14 protein-coding genes are annotated in these 19346 nt (G+C 58.2%); 11 read left to right on the forward strand and 3 right to left on the reverse strand.

The genetic code is table 11. From position 1 onward, the window contains the following. Window positions 1-14: 14 nt before the first annotated feature. On the forward strand, window positions 15-560 hold the full coding sequence (locus ACQR3R_RS23965) for a 1,2-dihydroxy-3-keto-5-methylthiopentene dioxygenase (protein ID WP_428276036.1): 546 nt from the start codon (window positions 15-17) through the stop codon (window positions 558-560). 4 nt (window positions 561-564) lie between these two features. Next, a complete protein-coding gene (gene mtnC, locus ACQR3R_RS23970; RefSeq protein ID WP_428276038.1) occupies window positions 565-1248 on the forward strand; it encodes an acireductone synthase in 684 nt (227 codons plus the stop codon). Window positions 1249-1405: 157 nt separating this feature from the next. On the opposite strand, the gene ACQR3R_RS23975 is transcribed toward mtnC, so the two are convergent. Beyond that, window positions 1406-1834: a DUF3509 domain-containing protein gene (locus tag ACQR3R_RS23975; RefSeq protein WP_428276040.1), complete on the reverse strand. Its 429-nt coding sequence runs from the start codon at window positions 1832-1834 to the stop codon at window positions 1406-1408. Between the two features lie 193 nt (window positions 1835-2027). Between ACQR3R_RS23975 and ACQR3R_RS23980 the strand changes: the two genes are divergently transcribed. Both ACQR3R_RS23980 and ACQR3R_RS23985 read left to right on the forward strand, forming a co-directional pair. Next, window positions 2028-3866 (forward strand): long-chain-acyl-CoA synthetase, encoded by a 1839-nt coding sequence (locus ACQR3R_RS23980; RefSeq protein ID WP_428276042.1) that lies wholly within the window; start codon window positions 2028-2030, stop codon window positions 3864-3866. A gap of 96 nt (window positions 3867-3962) precedes the next feature. Then, window positions 3963-4481 (forward strand): ankyrin repeat domain-containing protein, encoded by a 519-nt coding sequence (locus tag ACQR3R_RS23985; RefSeq protein ID WP_428276044.1) that lies wholly within the window; start codon window positions 3963-3965, stop codon window positions 4479-4481. A gap of 248 nt (window positions 4482-4729) precedes the next feature. Here ACQR3R_RS23985 and ACQR3R_RS23990 read toward each other — a convergent pair whose 3' ends face one another. Together ACQR3R_RS23990 and xthA are read right to left on the reverse strand one after the other, a co-directional pair. Next, a complete protein-coding gene (locus ACQR3R_RS23990; RefSeq protein WP_428276046.1) occupies window positions 4730-6070 on the reverse strand; it encodes a substrate-binding domain-containing protein in 1341 nt (446 codons plus the stop codon). 521 nt (window positions 6071-6591) lie between these two features. Beyond that, entirely contained in the window at window positions 6592-7404 is an 813-nt protein-coding gene (xthA, locus tag ACQR3R_RS23995) for an exodeoxyribonuclease III (RefSeq protein WP_428276048.1), read from the reverse strand. Window positions 7405-7579: 175 nt separating this feature from the next. On the opposite strand from xthA, the gene ACQR3R_RS24000 reads away from it, so the two are divergent. The 7 genes from ACQR3R_RS24000 (at window position 7580) to ACQR3R_RS24030 (ending at window position 18806) form a co-directional block, all read left to right on the forward strand. After that, window positions 7580-8230: a GNAT family N-acetyltransferase gene (locus tag ACQR3R_RS24000; protein ID WP_428276050.1), complete on the forward strand. Its 651-nt coding sequence runs from the start codon at window positions 7580-7582 to the stop codon at window positions 8228-8230. A 101-nt stretch (window positions 8231-8331) separates the two neighbouring features. Continuing rightward, entirely contained in the window at window positions 8332-10023 is a 1692-nt protein-coding gene (locus ACQR3R_RS24005) for a BamA/TamA family outer membrane protein (protein WP_428276052.1), read from the forward strand. An 8-nt stretch (window positions 10024-10031) separates the two neighbouring features. Further along, window positions 10032-13694 carry a translocation/assembly module TamB domain-containing protein gene (locus ACQR3R_RS24010; protein WP_428276054.1) on the forward strand — a complete coding sequence of 1221 codons (3663 nt, stop codon included), beginning with the start codon at window positions 10032-10034 and terminating at the stop codon, window positions 13692-13694. 243 nt (window positions 13695-13937) lie between these two features. After that, window positions 13938-14411 (forward strand): MarR family transcriptional regulator, encoded by a 474-nt coding sequence (locus ACQR3R_RS24015; RefSeq protein ID WP_428276056.1) that lies wholly within the window; start codon window positions 13938-13940, stop codon window positions 14409-14411. Further along, entirely contained in the window at window positions 14408-15877 is a 1470-nt protein-coding gene (locus ACQR3R_RS24020; protein WP_428276058.1) for an efflux transporter outer membrane subunit, read from the forward strand. The genes ACQR3R_RS24015 and ACQR3R_RS24020 overlap by 4 nt, the downstream gene beginning before the upstream one ends. A 15-nt stretch (window positions 15878-15892) precedes the next feature. Continuing rightward, complete coding sequence (locus tag ACQR3R_RS24025) at window positions 15893-17122, forward strand: HlyD family secretion protein (RefSeq protein ID WP_428276060.1); 1230 nt, start codon at window positions 15893-15895, stop codon at window positions 17120-17122. A gap of 154 nt (window positions 17123-17276) precedes the next feature. Further along, window positions 17277-18806 carry a DHA2 family efflux MFS transporter permease subunit gene (locus ACQR3R_RS24030; RefSeq protein WP_428276062.1) on the forward strand — a complete coding sequence of 510 codons (1530 nt, stop codon included), beginning with the start codon at window positions 17277-17279 and terminating at the stop codon, window positions 18804-18806. Window positions 18807-19346 lie beyond the last annotated feature (540 nt).

Raw genomic sequence — 19346 nt, forward strand, 5'->3', positions numbered from 1 at the left:
AAGGAGTTGCCCTGATGAGCAGCCTGTCCGTTTACCACGTCTCAAGCCCTGAAATACCTAACAAGGTGCTGACACATTTCGAAGACATCGCCTCCACGCTGGCTGAGCAGGGCGTGCGTTTTGACCGCTGGCAAGCCACGGCAAAGATTCAGCCGGGCGCCAGCCAGGAAGAGGTGATCGCCGCTTACCAGCAGCAAATCGACAAACTGATGACCGAGCGCGGTTATGTCACGGTCGATGTGATCAGCCTCAACAGCGATCATCCGCAAAAAGCCGAACTGCGCGCCAAGTTTCTTGACGAGCATCGCCATGGCGAAGACGAAGTGCGATTTTTCGTCGCCGGGCGCGGTCTTTTCACCCTGCACATCGACGATTACGTGTACGCAGTACTCTGCGAAAAAAACGACCTGATTTCAGTACCGGCCGGCACGCCCCATTGGTTTGACATGGGCGAGCATCCGCATTTCGTCGCCATTCGCCTGTTCAACAACCCTGAAGGTTGGGTGGCCAACTTCACCGGCGAAGACATCGCCAACCAATTCCCGCGTCTTGAGGACTGAGCCCATGTCGATCAAAGCAATTCTCACCGACATCGAAGGCACCACCAGCGCGGTGAGTTTTGTATTCGACGTGTTGTTTCCGTACGCCGCCAAGCACCTGCCCGATTTCGTCCGCCAGCACGCCGAGCGCGCCGATGTCGCGGCGCAGTTGGTTGCGGTACGCCAGGACAGCAATGAACCGGATGCAGATATCGAGCGCGTTATCGAGATTCTGTTGCGCTGGATCGCTGAAGACCGCAAGGCCACGCCATTGAAGGCATTGCAAGGCATGGTCTGGGAGCAGGGTTACCTGGCGGGGCAGTTAAAAGGTCACGTTTACCCGGATGCCGTTGAAGCGCTTAAACGCTGGCATCAGGCAGGGTTTCAATTATTTGTTTATTCCTCGGGCTCGATCCAGGCGCAGAAGTTGATCTTCGGCTGTTCGCAGGCGGGGGATTTGTCGGCGTTGTTCAACGGCTATTTCGACACCACTTCGGGGGCCAAACGTGACGCGCAGTCTTATCAGCGCATCGCTTTGGCAATCGGCGTCGAACCTGCGCAGATCCTGTTTCTGTCGGACATTGTCGAAGAGCTGGAGGCGGCGCGGTCGGCCGGGATGGCAACGTGCGCACTTGCTCGGGAAGGTGGGGAGTTGAAGGGGCATGTGACTGTCGACAGCTTCGCGCTGATCGAACCCTCTACGTTCTAATTTCCAGCACAAAACCTCTGAGCGCCACAAAAACTGTGGGAGCGAGCCTGCTCGCGATGGCGGTGTATCAGCTTGCATCAATTGATGTCGACTGATACGGCCTCATCGCGAGCAGGCTCACTCCCACGGTGTTCAGTGTTGCGGGTTTTGTATCGATTTACGCTGAATGATAAGTAGGCAGAGCGAAACGCTGTTGGCTTTGCAGCATGGAAATCTGTGGCAACTCGCTGGCCTGTTCTGCCAGGTCGCGGCGAATGGCGCTGATCACCCACGACAGCTGATCGCCAGCATGCAATTGCTGATACGAAATCGAGCGTTTAAACACTCTGCCGTCAACGCTGCGCAGCGTCAGCAGAATGCCGCCGTCTGGTCGTGCTTGGGTGTTTACTTCGAAGTTGGAGAACAGGGAGGTAAATTTTTCTTGGATCAGGCTCATGTCTATCAGCTCCGTTAGCACTTGAATGGCAAGCATGAAGAGGTAGTTGCAGCCTTTGTGCCAGCACCCTAAAAATTTAAATTCCTTATAAAACAACAAGTTAAAAAAACCGCGATTTTTTGTTTTCGTGCAATCTGCATGAATGGCCATCGTGCATCCTGCATTTTGCGTGGTCGGGCATCAGTCGATGGAACCAAACGCCACTGCGATGCTCTCGCTGGCGAATACCGGTGCTGCGGATACAAAACATTTCAAAAACTGCGTGTACAGCTCAGGAACGGCTGACGTATTTTCGGCATCAGACAACGCCACCCGACAATAAAAAGATCGAACGGGAGCAACCATGAGCCACACGCCGCATCACACGATTACCTGGGGCATGATGCTCCGCAAGCTGCCTGCCATTGCCAAAGCCATTCCACGCGTGGTGAAGGGAATGAAAGCGGCAAACGTCAAGGATCCGACCCAAACGTGCGGTCTTGGCTGGAGCTTCGAACAGGCCACCGTGCGCAATCCGCATGGCCCGGCGCTGCTGCAAGGTGACGTCACGCTCACCTATCTGCAGGTCAACCAATGGGCCAACCGTATCGCCCATCACCTGTTGGCCCAAGGTATCGCCAAGGGTGATGTGGTAGCGGTGTTCATCGACAACCGCCCAGAAATGCTGGTGACAATTTTGGCAGTGGCCAAAGTGGGTGCAGTCAGCGCCTTGCTTAATACCTCGCAAACACGCGATACCCTCGCGCACAGCCTTGAACTGGTGGCGCCGGTAGCAATTGTCGTCGGTGAGGAGTTGGTGTCAGCGTTTAACGCAGTTCGCCAGCGCGTATCGATTGAGCCGACGCGAACCTGGTTTGTCGCGGAAGATAATTCCGGCAACGCTGCCGCCGCCGCGCCCGACGGTTTTATCAATTTTATGACCGCCAGTGCCGATGAGTGCAGTGACAACCCGGCGAGCAGCCAGCAAATTTTTTGCAATGACCCTTGTTTCTACATCTACACCTCGGGCACCACGGGTTTGCCCAAGGCCGGGGTGTTCAAGCACGGTCGCTGGATGCGCAGCTCGGCAAGCTTCGGCATGATCGCGCTGGATATGCGCCCCGACGATGTCGTGTATTGCACCTTGCCGCTCTATCACGCCACCGGACTTTGCGTGTGTTGGGGGTCGGCGATCAGTGGGGCTTCGGGGTTCGCCATCCGCCGCAAGTTCAGCGCCAGTCAATTCTGGAGCGATGTGCGCACCTACCGCGCTACCACGCTCGGTTACGTCGGCGAATTGTGCCGATACCTGGTAGACCAGCCGCCCAGTGCCGACGACAGTCAGCACAACGTGAAAAAGATGATCGGCAATGGCCTGCGCCCGGGCGCATGGGCCGAGTTCAAGACGCGGTTTGGCGTCGACCATATCTGTGAGCTGTACGCCGCCAGTGACGGCAATATCGGCTTTACCAATGTGCTCAACTTCGACAACACCGTTGGCTTCTCGCTGATGTCATGGGAATTGGCGGCCTACGACCATGACAGCGGTTTGCCGTTGCGCGGTGCCAACGGCTTCATGCGCAAAGTCGCCAAAGGTGAGCGGGGACTGTTGCTGGCAAAAATTGATGACAAGGCACCCCTCGATGGCTACACCGATCCGCAGAACACCGCAAAAGTCGTGCTGACAGATGTGTTCCAAAAGGGCGACCGCTACTTCAATACCGGCGATTTGCTGCGCAATATCGGTTTCGGGCATGCACAGTTTGTTGATCGGTTGGGCGACACCTATCGTTGGAAGGGCGAAAACGTCTCGACCACCGAGGTCGAGAATATCCTGCTGCAACACCCGAATATTTCCGAAGCGGTGGCTTACGGGGTAGAAATCGTCAATACAAACGGGCGCGCCGGTATGGCGGCGATCACGCCAGCCGAGTCGTTGGCAACCCTGGATTTCAGCGGGCTGCTGGCGTTTGTTCGTGAGCGCATGCCAGCGTACGCGGTGCCATTATTCCTGCGGGTGAAGGTGAAAATGGAAACCACCGGGACCTTCAAATATCAGAAAGTCCGGCTCAAGAATGAGGCCTTCGATCCCGACAAAACTGGCGACGATCCGATTTATGCCTGGCTCCCGGGCACTCACACTTACGTGCAGGTTACCGGGCAATTGCTGGCGGACATCAATGCGGGCAAGTACCGCTATTGAATGTGGCTATGGCAAGGCATGAGAAAAAAGAAGTGACAGTTTCGGAGTCGCTCGGGAAACTGTCGACTTTGCGATTAACTGAACGTGGAGTTCCAGATGTCTGACCAAAGCCGCCAGATGACCCCCGAAGAAGCTGCTGAATTTGCCGAACAGGTATTCAACAAAGCACGCGAGGGCGATGCGGCCATGATGGCTGCGCTGCTGACCAAAGGCCTGCCGCCGAATCTGCGTAACCACAAGGGCGACACATTGCTGATGCTCTCCGCTTACCACGGCCATGTCGATACGGTGAAGGTATTGCTCGAACACAAGGCTGATCCGGAAATCCGCAACGACAACGGCCAGAGCCCGATTGCCGGTGCTGCGTTCAAAGGTGATCTGGCGGTGGTCAAGGCGCTGGTCGAAGGTGGCGCACAAGTGGAAGGGTCATCCTTCGACGGCCGGACGGCGCTGATGATGGCGGCCATGTTCAACCGCTTTGAAATCGTCGACTACCTGATCAGCAAGGGTGCCGACCCGAAAGCCAAGGATGCCAACGGCGTTTCGGCGCTGGATGCCGCCAAAACCATGGGCGCTGTCGATACCACCGCGCAACTGCAGAAACTGCAGGGCTAAGGGTTAAACTTGTTGGCTAGCTTAAATCCCGTTGTTCGGGATTTTGTGGCGAAGGTATTTATCCCCGTCAGGCTGGCTGCGCAGCCGTTTTCGTTCAGACGAGAGTCGTTTTTCTGACATGCGTCGATGACTTGAGGGTGGCTGCGCCACCCATCGGGGATAAATCCCCTCGCCACTCTAATCGGCAGTTTCAACCTGATGGAGCGCTTCGGCTGATTTTGCTCCGTTCGCCCCCGTTTCATCGTGTCTCAGTACACCCAGACCTCAACCCGACGATTCTTGATTCGGCCTTCATCCGCGCTGTTGGCAGCCACTGGCATTTCGGCGCCAAAGCCGCGAATCTCGCGAAATACCACGCCGTTTTTCACCAGTTCCCGCCGTACCGCCATGGCCCGCAGTTTCGATAGCAAATCGGCGCGGGCCGGGTCGCTTTTGGCGTCGCCAAAACCCACCAGGGTTACCTGGCGATTGGCTTTGTCTTGCTGCTTTATGTAATCGAGCACTCGCCTCAAGTCCTGTCGGGCCTTGTTGTCCAGCGTGGCGCTGCCTTCTTCGAAACGAAAATTCACTGATAATCGCTGGGCATGCCGGCTCAGCGCTTGGTAACCCTCGGGCATCAGCGCATTCGGGGACACTGCCATGGCCTGGACGGTCTGAGCGATAAATCCGTTGGCCGCGACAATGGCCTGGCCATTGCTGCTTTGCGCAAACGCAACCAAAGCTTGGGCCCAAGGATTGGTGCCAGTGGGTGGCAAGTAGAAAAACAAACGGCGCGACAATGGATAGTCTTCCGTGGCAATCAGGCTGTTCAGCGGCAACATGGACTGCGACTGACCATCGGCAATCGCCACGGCTTTGGCCTGACGCACGTAAGGCAGGCCGATAAAACCAATGCCTTGCGGGTCAAGGCTGACGGCGTCTGATAACTGTTCGCTGGATTCGAAACGTTTCGCCGTGCTGCTCAGCGTTTTCCCGCGTCCGATGAGGACCAATTCCTTGAAGGTGTCGTACGTGCCGGATTGATCATCGCGCGCATACAGATGAATGGGTCCGCCGCTGCCGCCCAGTTCCTCCCAGGTTTTGGCCTCGCCGCTGAAAATTCGCGCCAGTTGATCGGTATTGAGTTGGCCCAGCGGGTTTTGCGGGTGAAGGATAATTGCCAGTCCGTCGATGGCGATGACCTGCTCGGCGCTGGGGCTTTTCAAGTCGCCCAGTGCCACGAGGGCCGCCAGTTCGCTGTCCTTGATCGGGCGAGAAGAGGCCGCGAGATCCGCCGTGGCGGCTTTCAGGGCGGTGAAGCCGGTACTGGAACCATGGGCCGCAACGTCGACCACAACCCGGCGCCCCGCAGCGGTTTCCCCGACGATACGCAGTTCGTTGGCGGTGTCCGGTGCCTCGCTGTGTACCTTGAGCAAACCTTGTTCACGCATCAGCCCTTCGACCAGCGCCGGGCCCAATGCTGCACCGATGGTATTGGAACCTTGAATCCGCAGCACCGGACCTTGATCAGGCATCGGCAAATCGGTGGCCGACGCCGCGTGCGGCAGTCCAGCGCACAACATCAACAGGAATAACCCGCGCAGCGTCATGCCGGCACCTTAAGAAGCCATAGGAAGTGCCGGGAGAATAAGTCAGTAAGGTTTCATACAGATGACAGGTGCTGACAACGCTTATACAGGTGTCCGCTATCGCAAGCCTGCGCCCGACCCCGCAGGAGACTGGCTTGCCAGCGATGGCGATTTCAAAAGCGCCATCACCGGCAAGCCAGTCTCCTACAGATTTGTGTTCGAGGTATCCCTCTCTGCGTCACCATCGATCCGTAGGAGACTGGCTTGCCAGCGATGGCGATTTCAAGAGTGCCATCACCGGCAAGCCGGTGTCCTACAGATTTGTGTTCGAGGTATCCCTCTCTGCGTCATCACCGATCCGTAGGAGACTGGCTTGCCAGCGATGGCGATTTCAAGAGCGCCATCACCGGCAAGCCGGTTTCCTACGGATTTGTATTCTAGGTATCCCTCTCTCTGCGTCACCACCGATCCGCAGGAGACAGGCGTGCCAGCGATGGCGATTTCAAAAGCGCCATCACCGGCAAGCCGGTTTCCACAGGTCATCAGCTCAATTCGAGCCAGATCGGTGCGTGGTCCGATGGTTTTTCCATGCCGCGCAGTTCGTAGTCCACGCCCGCATCCTTCACGCGCGGCAGCAAACCGTTGGACGCCATGATCACGTCGATTCGCAGCCCGCGCTTCGGTTCATCCTCAAAGCCACGGCTGCGGTAGTCGAACCAACTGAAACGGTCGGCGACGTCTGGGTTCAGATGACGGAAGCTGTCAACCAGGCCCCAGTTCTTCAGGCGCGCCATCCATTCGCGCTCTTCGGGCAGGAAGCTGCATTTACCGGTTTTCAGCCAGCGTTTCATGTTGTCGGCGCCAATGCCGATATCGCAGTCTTGCGGTGAGATATTGATGTCGCCCATCACAATCACTGGTTGATCATTGCTGAACTGGCTTTCCAGCAACTGTTGCAGGTCGTTGTAGAAACGTTGCTTGGCCGGGAATTTGGTCGGGTGATCGCGACTTTCGCCCTGTGGGAAATAGCCGTTCATGATGGTAATCGGCACGCCATTGTCATCAGCGAAAGTGCCCCAGATGAAGCGTCGCTGCGCATCTTCCTCATCGGTAGCGAAACCTTTGTGCAGCGTCAGCGGTTCTTTGCGCGACAGCAAAGCGACGCCGTAATGGCCTTTCTGACCATGGAAATACACGTGGTAGCCCAGCGCCTGAACCTCGGCCAGCGGAAACTGGTCGTCATGGACCTTGGTTTCCTGAAGCCCGATCACGTCTGGCTGATGCTTTTCGATCAGCGCTGCCAGCTGATGCGGGCGAGCGCGCAGCCCGTTGATGTTGAAGGAGACGATCTTCATGGTCGGCAGTCCTGGCAAAAGGGCGATGCTAGCTGACATGTAGGACGGGGGCCAGCGTGGCAGTAGTCCAGATGCACTGCTAATGTCATTCGGGCGTGGGAACGATCACTTGAACCCAGGGCTCGTATAACAAGAGCGGGGCCTTTTGAGCTTCGTCCAGGGGAGATCTACCGTTATGCCCGAAACGTCGACCGCCATTGCCGATATTCACATGCTCGACAGCGGCTATTCCCGAGAAGCGCGGTCCCTGCTGTACCAGGCGTACCGCCATGAACCCACCTTTGGCTACCTGTTCGAGGCCGAACGCCCGGGTTACGAACAGCGGGTTCGCGCGACGGTGCGCGAATTGGTCAAGCAACACTTCCTGCAAGACCTGCCGGCCATTGGCTTGTTGGTGAACGACCGATTGATCGGTATTGCACTGATCGCGCCGCCGCAACGGCGCTTGGGAATTACCGAAAGTTGGGCCTGGCGTTTACGAATGGTGCTGAGTACCGGGTTTCGTTGCACTCGGCGTTACCTCGAATATCACGATGCAGTCACCGCATGTGTGCCGTCCGACTCGGTGCACGTCCTGCCGTTGCTGGGGGTGCATCCGCAGTTCCAGGGCAAACACTTCGGAGAGCAGCTGTTGCAAGCCGTGCACAACTGGTGCGCCGTGGACGAGCATTCACAAGGGGTGATTCTCGACACCGGCAACCCGCGCTATCTGGAGTTTTATAAACGTCAGGGTTATGAGGAAATTGGCGAAGTGGCTATCGGACCGATACGCGAACACGTTTTTTTCCACGCCAACCCCCAGGTCTTGCAAACCGCGACGGCATAAAGCTAGAACTTTCACGGCGAGCGAGGCTCTATCACGCTCCCCAGCTCGTGATAGCATCCGCGCCTATGAAGTTTCCAGGAAGATTTACCAGTGGCGTGCTGATGCTGTTATCCAGCTACGCGGCACTGGCGCAAAGTGAATTGGATGTGCGGATCAAACCGTCCAACGATGAACTGAAGGCCAATATAGAGGGCTATATCGGCAGCCTCGGCGATCGTGATGAAGCAGCGTTGCAGCGCTTCAGTCGTGGCGCTGAAGAACAGGCACGCAAGGCTGCCCAGGCCTTGGGTTATTACCAGCCGCAAATCGGGTCGGACGTGAAGGGCGGCAAAACGCCGCGTCTGGTGCTGAACATAGACCCCGGCAAGCCCATTCATTTGCGCAACGTCACCATCCGTATTGACGGCCCTGCAGCCTCCCTCAAGTCCTTCCGTGTGCCTAACGACAAGGCACTGAAAACCGGTGCTGTGCTGAACCACGGCCATTACGAAGACGCCAAACGACTGATTCAGAACCAGGCTTCGCGTTTCGGTTTTTTCAGCGGACGATTTACCCGTTCGAAATTGTTGGTGGACCCGCGCGCCGGCGTTGCCGATATCGAACTGATCTACGAAAGCGGCCCGCGTTATTCACTGGGCAAGGTCAAATTCGAAGGCGACACACCCTTTGACGAAGACCTGCTGCAACGCATGGTGCCGTTCAAGGAAGGCGCACCTTATGACTCCGAACTGATCGCTGAACTCAATCAGGCACTGCAATCGAGCGGCTATTTCGAAGGCGTGCGCGTCGATGCGGCGCCCACCGCATCAAAAAACGATGTGATCCCGGTGGACGTAAAACTTGAAACCCGCAAGCCACGGACCATGGGCCTGGGCGTGGGTTACTCGACCGACGTCGGCCCGCGAGTCAAGGCTAACTGGACCCGGCATTGGGTCAATCCACAGGGCCACAGCTATGGTTGGGAGGCTGAAATCTCGGAGCCACGGCAAAACGTCGGGGTGTTTTACGACATTCCGCTGGACCCGCCCCTGACCGACAAATTGCGTTTTGCCGGTGGTTATCAGAGTGAAGAAATCGCCGACAAGGATTCCCTCAGCAAGCTGTTGACCCTCGGCCCTGAATGGCACAGTAAGTTGCCCAGTGGTTGGCAGCGCGTGGTGTCGCTTAAATGGCAGCGTGAGGAATACAGGCTGGGCGACGACTCCGGGCTTAGCACGTTGTTGATGCCCGGCGTCGCCTATTCCTACTTGAAAAGCGACAACCGCATTGACCCCCATAACGGCTATCGCCTCGAATTCGAGACGCGGGTGGCCAAGGAAGGTTTGGGGTCGGACACCAACCTTGTGTACGGCACCGCGCTGGTAAAAGGCCTGACCACGGTGTTCGACAAGCACCGCTTTCTCGGTCGGGTGCAGGTGGGTGGCAGCGCTACCAACGGCTATAAATCTGTGCCGCCATCGCTGCGTTTTTTCGCCGGGGGTGATCAGAGCGTGCGTGGTTACGACTATCAGAGCCTGTCGCCGGAAAACTCCGAAGGCGACCGCATCGGTGGTCGTTACATGATTTCGGGCACCGCCGAGTATCAGTATTCCATCGCTGAAAAATGGCGAATCGCGACCTTCATCGACCAAGGCAACTCTTTTAATAAACTCGAGTTGCCGAACCTCAAGACCGGCGTCGGTATCGGCGTGCGCTGGGTATCGCCGGTCGGGCCGATCCGCCTCGACCTGGCCCACGCGCTGGACGACGACGGCGGCATTCGATTGCACTTTTCCATGGGGCCTGAGCTTTGAATCGTGGTTTGAAAATAACGTTGCTGGCGATTCTGGCGCTACTGATGCTGATCGTCCTGACGTTGGCCTCGGTGCTGGGCACCGCCACGGGCAGCCGTTGGGCGCTTGGATTTGTACCGGGTTTGACGCTCGACAACTTTCAGGGCCGATTGGCCGGACAGTGGAGCGCCGACCATGTGCTGTGGGAGCAAGGTAGTGATCGGGTCGAGTTGAACAAGGTGATTTTCGCCTGGTCGCCGCTGTGCCTGACTCGCAGGACGTTGTGTATCGAGCAATTGCAGGCGGAAAAGGTCAGCCTGCAATTCCCGCCAGGAACAGATGAAGCCAGCAGCGGCCCGATCACGCTCCCGGACCTGAAATTGCCGTTGGCCATCGAATTAGGCGATGTGCAAGTCGGCAGTTTGCTGTTTAACGGCAGCGAGGAGCTTAAAGGCTTGCAACTAGCAGCGCACTGGACAGCGCAAGGGTTACAGATTGATTCGGTGAAATTGCAACGCGACGACCTCAGCCTGAACCTGTCGGGCTTGCTGCAACCCAGCGGCAACTGGCCGCTCAAGGCTGAGGGGCAACTGACCTTGCCCGCGCCGGGTTCAGGGCCTTGGGCACTGGCATTGAAAATTGACGGCGATCTACTGAAAACCCTGAACCTGAAGGCTGACAGCAGCGGTTATCTGAACGGCCAACTGACCGGCGAGCTGCAACCTCTGGCGGACAACTTGCCGGCCAAGGTGCGCATCACCGCCGACGGCTTCAAGGCCAGTGCCGATCTGCCCGACACTCTGCAACTCAATCAGGTTGAGCTGACCGGCGACGGTGACTTGAAAAACGGTTACCAGTTGCTCGGCAAGGCCACGCTGCCCGCCGAGAAAGGGCCGGTCGCGCTGCTGCTGCAAGGCAAGGTCGACGCCAGCGGCGCACAAATCGCCGGCCTCGACCTGACCGCCAACGACAAGCAAAGCCTGAAACTCACCGGGGCGCTGGACTGGAGCAAAGGCTTCAGCGCCACGGCAAAAATCGATTGGCTGGATTTCCCATGGCATCGTCTCTACCCGTTGATCGATGAACCGCAAGTGGCGTTACGTCGTTTCAACGGCGAAGTGTCCTACACCGACGGCAATTACATCGGTAACTTCAGCGCCAACATGGATGGCCCCGCTGGGGCGTTCAGCCTGAACAGCCCCTTCAGCGGCGACCTTACAAAAATCCAGTTGCCGCAATTCAAGCTTGAAGCCGGGCAGGGCAAGGCCGAAGGGCATTTGAACCTGAAATTTGCTGATGGCATTGCGTGGGACACCGCACTCGATCTGTCGGCAATCAACCCGGCGTATTGGGTCGCGGAACTGCCAGGAACGTTGGCCGGGCCGCTGCGCAGTACGGGCGAGATGAAAAATGAAACCCTCAGCCTGACTGCCGACCTCGATTTGAAAGGCAAACTTCGCGGCCAGCCAGCGATAATCCAGGCCAAGGCTGATGGCGGTGGCGAGCAATGGAACCTCAACGCGCTGCAAATTCGCTTGGGCGACAACAGCATCAACGGCAAGGGCCGCCTGCAACAGAAGCTTGCCGGGCAGATCGATATCAAGATGCCGCGTCTGGCTCAACTCTGGCCGCAATTGCGCGGTCAGGTTAATGGTCGGGTCGATGTCGCCGGTACGCTCAAAGCACCGCAAGGTAAGCTCGGATTGCAAGGTACACAGCTGGCGTTTCAAGACAATCGCCTGCAAAGCCTGAACCTTGACGCTACGCTCGACAGCGCGCAGCGAGCGAAAATCGACTTCAAGGGCAGTGGTATTCAGGCCGGCGACACCGCGTTGGGGACGCTGACCGCCAGCGGCCAGGGCGATATCAAAAACCAGAAATTGAGCCTAGACCTGCAAGGCCCGAAGCTGAAGCTCGCCCTGGGTCTGGATGGGGCGCTGGACAAGGGCAACTGGCGTGGACGGCTGGCCAGTGGTGATATTCAGGTCGGTGGGCAGGACTGGACGTTGCAAGCTCCGGCCAAGCTCGAACGCTTGGCGGACGGCAAGATCAACTTCGGCGCGCATTGCTGGAAGTCCGGGCCTGCCAGCCTGTGCGGTGAAGACCAGCGTTTGATGCCGGAGCCGAAGCTGCGTTATCACCTCAAGCAGTTCCCGATCGACAGCCTCGCGCAATGGCTGCCCAATGATTTCGCCTGGAAGGGCAGCCTGAATGCCGACCTGCAAGTGGACTTGCCGGCCAGTGGCCCGAACGGCCAGATCAGCATCGATGCCAGCGGTGGCACCTTGCGCATGAAAGATAAGGACCAGTGGCTGGACTTCCCTTACCAGACCCTGAAGCTGACCAGCAAACTCACCCCGAAACGCATCGATACCGAGCTCAATTTCGTCGGTGGCAAACTGGGTGAGCTGATGATTCAGGCGCAGATCAATCCGTTGCCGAAAAACAAACCGCTGACCGGCTCGTTTCGCCTGAATGGGCTGGACCTGTCGGTGGCGCGCCCGTTCGTGCCGATGGTCGAGAAATTGACCGGGCGGCTGAACGGCAGCGGTACGCTTTCCGGTGGGCTGATGGCGCCACTGGTCAACGGTAACTTGCTGCTCAGCGATGGCGAAGTCGCAGGCGCCGAACTTCCTATAGAACTGAAGGCTTTGCAGGTACAAGCGGTGATTGCCGGCGAAACCGTGCAGTTGAACGGCGGTTGGAAAAGCGGCACGGCCGGGCAGGGCAGTCTGACCGGCAACATTGCCTGGGGCCAGGCGTTGGTGGTGGATCTGGCGCTCAAAGGCTCGCAACTGCCGGTGACCGTCGAGCCCTATGCAAAGCTTGAAGTGGCGCCGGACCTGAAGATTTCGATGAAGGGCGACGAGTTGGCGATTGCCGGCAAAGTGCGGGTACCCAAAGGCGAAATCGTGGTGCGCGAACTGCCGCCGTCTACGGTCAAGGTGTCTGGAGACACGGTGATCGTCGGGCAGCAGACGGAAGAAGGCGCACCACCGCTGGCCATGCGAATGGACATCGACGTGGAGGTTGGTAATGACAAACTGAGCTTCGCCGGGTTTGGCCTGACCGCCAATTTGCAAGGGCATGTGCACATAGGCGACAACATGGACGCCCGCGGTGAGCTTTGGCTAAACGATGGGCGTTACAGCGCTTACGGCCAGCGTTTGACGGTGCGGCGCGCGCGTTTGTTGTTCGCCGGGCCGATTGACCAGCCTTACCTGGACATCGAAGCCATACGCCAGACCGACGACGTGATCGCCGGTATCCGCTTGAGCGGCAGCGCCGAGCAACCGACCACGCAAATCTTCTCCGAGCCGGCCATGAGTCAGGAACAGGCATTGTCCTATCTGGTGCTGGGTCGACCGCTGAGCACCACCGGCGAAGACAACAATATGCTCGCCCAGGCAGCGCTCGGGTTGGGTTTGATGGGCAGTTCCGGGATCACCAGCGGGTTGGCCAAGGACCTGGGCATCAAGGACTTCCAGCTCGACACTCAAGGCAGTGGCAATGACACCGCGGTGGTTGCCAGCGGCAACATTTCGGAAAAACTCAGCCTGCGGTATGGCGTCGGGGTTTTCGAGCCAGCCAACACCATCGCCTTGCGCTACAAGCTGAGCAAAAAGGTGTACCTCGAAGCGGCGGGTGGCGTGGCCAGTTCGCTGGACATCTTCTATAAGCGCGACTTCTAGGTTTCGCTTCCTCCCAAACCGATTCGGCCCCTTCACGAGCAGGCTCGCTCCCACAGGATTGATGTGATTCTGGAGGGGGCGAGCCTGCTCGCGTTGGAAACGGCTCGATCATCGATCCGAAGCAACTTTTGCCGCCGCTGATCAACTAATTACAAAGCATCCTAACTATTTCATTGACATTCGCTGCCTAGGCAGTAACATCTCGTCATACATTCTCTGCCTAGGCAGCTAATTGGTGGTCAGATGAAACATTTCGCCCCGGACGATTTCAAGAATTGCCACCTTGGCCTGTTGCTTGGACGCGCATCGCTGCTCAAAGACCGGATCATTGATACGCACATGGAACCGCACGGTATTACCTCCGCGCAGTTCAAAGTGTTGATCATCATGGCCCAGTACGGCGTCGATACACCGGCCGAGTTGTGCCGGCACCTGTCGCTGGACAGCGGTTCGATGACACGCATGCTCGATCGTCTGGAACAGAAAGGTTTCCTCGCCCGTCAACGCTCGGAAGCGGACCGCCGTCAGGTGCAACTGGTGCTGACCGCGGAAGGGCAGACGCTTGCCGACCTGCTGCCGCATATCGGTGCCGACGCCATGAACGAATTGGCCGGCGCGATCACTCCGCAAGAGTTGCAAACCCTGGAATTGATCCTGAAGAAAATTTTGATGGCAGCGGGTGACCCGATCACGCTGCTGCGGGTAGGTGACAAATGAGCAACAAAACCTTACGCACCGGCCTGGGCCTGGTGCTGTTGGCGATGAGCCTGGCCGGTTGCGCCAGTTACAGCGGCCTGACCACCGAAGGCGTCAGCCTCGATGCGAAAACCCTCAAGGCCGGGCAGTCGCTCAGTGGCGTCACCTTGTCGCCAGCGGCGTGGCCGAAGAGTGATTGGTGGAAAAGCCTTGGCGACCCGCAACTCGACAGCCTGATCCGCGAAGCCTTGCATGACAGCCCTGACATGCAGATCGCCGAAGCCCGCGCGCATCAGGCCAGCGCTGCTGCGTATGCCGCCGATGCCGCGCGCATGCCGACGCTCGATGCCAGTGCTGGCGTCAGCCGTTCACGCCTGGCCAAAGACCAGGATCCGCTTGGTAAAGGTGATGCTTACGCCACCGTGCGCAACATCAGCGCCAGTTTCAATTACAACTTTGATTTGTGGGGCGGTCAGCGCGACGCTTGGGAAGCTGCATTGGGCCAGGCGCGCGCGGCTGAAGTTGATCAGCAGGCAGCGCAGTTGACCTTGGCGGCCGATGTCGCCCGTGCTTACAGCGATTTGGGTCAGGCGCACATTGTTTATGACCTGGGCAACGACGACCTTAAACGCACCCGACAAATGCTTGATCTGAGTAAGCGCCGGTTGAGCGCGGGCATCGACAGCCAATACCAGTACCAGCAAACCGAGAGCCTGGAAGCGACGTCAGAAGCCAACCTGATCGACGCTGACAAGCGCCTGAAAAGCGCGAAGATTGCTTTGGCCGTGTTGCTGGGCAAAGGCCCGGATCGCGGCAATGAGATCGCCCGGCCGAATATTCTCCAAGCCAGCGCCGTAGCGTTGCCGTCGGTGTTGCCGGCCGAATTGTTGGGGCGTCGTCCCGATCTGGTGGCTGCGCGCTGGCGAGTAGAGGCTGCGAGCAAAAACATCGCCGCCGGCAAAACGCAGTTTTATCCCAATCTGAACCTTAGTGCAGCGGCAGGTGCCGAATCTTTGCTGGGGGACGCGATGTTTGGTTCCGCCAGCCGATTCTTCAACATTGCGCCGACTATTTCAGTGCCGATTTTCGACGGTGGACGTTTGCGCGCCGACCTCGATTCGCGCGATGCCGATTACGACCTCGCGGTGGCTCAGTACAACAAAAGCCTGGTGAAGGCGCTGGGTGATGTCAGCGACACCATCAACCAGCTACGCGATATCGGACGGCAAATCGGGGCCCAGCAGCATGCCACCGAGATTGCCCAAGATTCATACAACACCGTGGTCCAGCGATACGGTTCCGGTATCGGCAACTATCTGGACGTGCTCAGCATCGAGCAGCAACTGCTGCAGGCCCAGCGTGAGCTGGCCAACCTGAATGCCGAGCAGATCGACCTGTCGATCCAACTGATGCAGGCGCTGGGTGGCGGCTTCCAGGCCAACACCATGGCTTCGAACACCCCAGCCCCAGCCACGCTGAACAACTAATTCAAGGTATTTGTCATGGCCACTGCCGAGAACACTTCTGCTCCAACCGATAAAGCGTCCGACAACGCACAAGACACCGCGCCCGACACCAGTAACCCGCGTAAACGCAAGGTCATGCTGGTGGTGCTGGCCTTCGTGGTGATCATCGCCGGTCTTGGCGTCTGGGGTTATCACGAACTTTACGGGCGCTGGAACGAAAGCACTGATGATGCCTACGTGAACGGCAACGTGGTGGAAATCACCCCGCTGGTCACCGGCACCGTCGTCAGCATTGGCGCCGACGATGGCGACCTGGTGCACGAAGGTCAGGTATTGATCAACTTCGATCCGAACGATGCCGAAGTCGGCCTGCAAAGTGCCCAGGCCAATCTGGCGCGCACTGTGCGCCAGGTTCGCGGCTTGTACAGCAACGTTGATGGCATGAAAGCCCAGGTCAATTCGCAGCAGGCTGAAGTGCAAAAAGCGCAGGACAACTTCAATCGCCGGAAAAATCTCGCTGCTGGCGGGGCCATTTCCCAGGAAGAACTGTCCCACGCTCGCGACGACCTGACCTCGGCGCAAAACGCGTTAACCAACGCTAAGCAGCAATTGAAAACCACCAGTGCGCTGGTGGATGACACCGTGGTTTCGTCGCATCCGGACGTAATGTCCGCTGCCGCGCAATTGCGCCAGGCGTACTTGACCAACTCGCGCAGCACCTTGATTGCCCCTGTCACCGGTTACGTGGCCAAGCGTTCGGTGCAATTGGGCCAACGTGTGCAACCGGGTACTGCATTGATGGCGGTTATCCCGCTGGATCAGTTGTGGATCGATGCCAACTTCAAGGAAACCCAGTTGCGTGACATGCGCATTGGGCAACCGGTAGACATCGAAGCCGACCTGTACGGCAGCGACGTGAAGTTCAGCGGCACCATCGACAGCCTCGGCGCCGGTACCGGCAGCGCGTTTGCCTTGCTGCCGGCGCAGAACGCCACAGGTAACTGGATCAAGATCGTTCAGCGGGTGCCAGTGCGTATTCACATCAACGCCGAAGAGCTGGCCAAGCACCCCTTGCGGGTTGGCCTGTCGACGCAGGTCGATGTGAACTTGCATGACCAGAGCGGTCCGGTATTGGCACAACAACCGCCGCAAAAGGCTTCGTTCAGCACCAATGTCTACGACCGGCAGTTGGCTGAAGCCGATGCGATGATTGCTCAACTGATCCACGACAACAGCGCCGCGGTCAGCAAGACTGCGCAACGCTAACACTTACTCTGTGGGAGCGAGGCTGCTGGCGATAGCGGTGGATCAATCAACGAAGATGTTGAATGTTAATCCGCCATCGCGAGCAGGCTCGCTCCCACAGGGTTAGTTGCGTCTTCAACAGCCGCAGCACCCCTCTGGTTTCAAAGGATTCGCGATGAGCAATAACGCGTCTTTCACGCCGCCAAGCCTGGTGCTTGCCACCATCGGCTTGTCGTTGGCGACCTTCATGCAAGTGCTCGACACCACGATTGCCAACGTGGCCTTGCCGACGATTTCCGGCAACCTGGGCGTGAGTTCGGAGCAGGGCACCTGGGTGATCACCTCGTTTGCGGTGAGTAACGCCATCGCGTTGCCGCTGACCGGTTGGCTCAGCCGGCGTTTCGGAGAGGTGAAGCTGTTTTTGTGGGCCACCATTCTGTTCGTGTTGGCCTCGTTTCTGTGCGGTATCTCGACCTCGATGCCCGAACTGATCATCTTTCGTGTGATTCAAGGTCTGGTGGCCGGACCGCTGTACCCAATGACGCAAACGCTGTTGATCGCCGTCTATCCCCCCGCGAGGCGAGGCATGGCCTTGGCATTGTTGGCAATGGTGACGGTGGTGGCGCCGATTGCCGGGCCGATTCTGGGTGGCTGGATTACCGACAGCTACAGTTGGCCGTGGATCTTCTTTATCAACGTACCGATCGGCATCTTCGCGGTGTTGGTGGTGCGTTCACAGTTGAAGGCGCGTCCCGTGGAAACCAGCCGTCAGCCGATGGATTACGTCGGGCTGATCACGTTGATCATTGGTGTTGGCGCGTTGCAGGTGATCCTCGACAAGGGCAATGACCTGGACTGGTTCGAGTCTAACTTCATCATCATCGGGGCCGCTGTTTCGGCGGTTGCGCTGGCCGTGTTCGTGATCTGGGAAATGACCGACAAGCACCCGGTGGTCAATCTGCGGTTATTTGCGTACCGCAACTTTCGTATCGGAACGATTGTGTTGGTGCTGGGCTACGCCGGTTTCTTTGGCATCAACCTGATCCTGCCGCAATGGCTTCAGACCCAGATGGGTTACACCGCTACGTGGGCGGGTTTGGCGGTCGCGCCAATCGGGATTTTGCCGGTACTGATGTCGCCATTTGTCGGCAAGTACGCGCATAAGTTCGACCTGCGATTGCTCGCCGGGCTGGCGTTTTTGGCGATTGGCCTGAGCTGCTTCATGCGAGCCGGGTTTACCAGCGAAGTGGACTTCCAGCACATCGCCCTGGTGCAATTGTTCATGGGCATCGGTGTGGCGCTGTTCTTCATGCCGACCTTGAGCATTTTGATGTCGGACTTGCCGCCGAGCCAGATCGCCGACGGTGCGGGTCTTGCGACATTCCTGCGGACCTTGGGCGGTAGCTTTGCGGCGTCGCTGACGACGTGGATCTGGATCCGCCGGGCCGATCAGCATCATGCGTACATGAGCGAAAGCATTACCGTGTATGACCCGGCCACGCGGGACGCCTTGCAGAATCTGGGCGGCCCTGGCAGCCCGGCGTATGCGCAGCTCGATCATGTGCTGACCAGCCAGGCGTACATGCTTTCCACCGTGGATTACTTCACGTTGTTGGGTTGGGGGTTCATGGGGCTGATGCTCATTGTATGGCTGGCAAAACCACCGTTCGCAGCCAAGGCAGGGCCAGAGGCCAGCGGCCACTAAGCAGGGGGCTGTCAACAATGTGGGAGCGGGCTCGCTCGCGATAGCGGTCTAACAGCGACGATGATGTTGACTGATTTAACGCCATCGCGAGCGGGCTCGCTCCCACAGGGATTCGCGTCAGGTTGTCAGTGAGCGGGGGCTGCCAACTCCCACAGGGGATTTACGTGGTACACGGAATCTTTGGCTGGAACAGGACCCCATGTGGGAGCAGGCTCGCTCGCGATAGCGGTCTAACAGCGACGATGATGTTGACTGAGTTAACGCCATCGCGAGCGGGCTCGCTCCCACAGGGATTCGCGTCAGGTTGTCAGTGAGCGGGGGCTGCCAACTCCCACAGGGGATTTACGTGGTACACGGAATCTGTGGCTGGAACAGGACCCCATGTGGGAGCAGGCTCGCTCGCGATAGCGGTCTTACAGCGACGATGATGTTGACTGAGTCAACGCCATCGCGAGCGGGCTCGCTCCCACAGGGATTCGCGTCAGGTTGTCAGTGAGCGGGGGCTGCCAACTCCCACAGGGGATTTACGTGGTACACGGA

The sequence above is a fragment of the Gordonia sp. IEGM753 genome (genome assembly GCF_050321825.1).
Taxonomy (GTDB): domain Bacteria; phylum Pseudomonadota; class Gammaproteobacteria; order Pseudomonadales; family Pseudomonadaceae; genus Aquipseudomonas.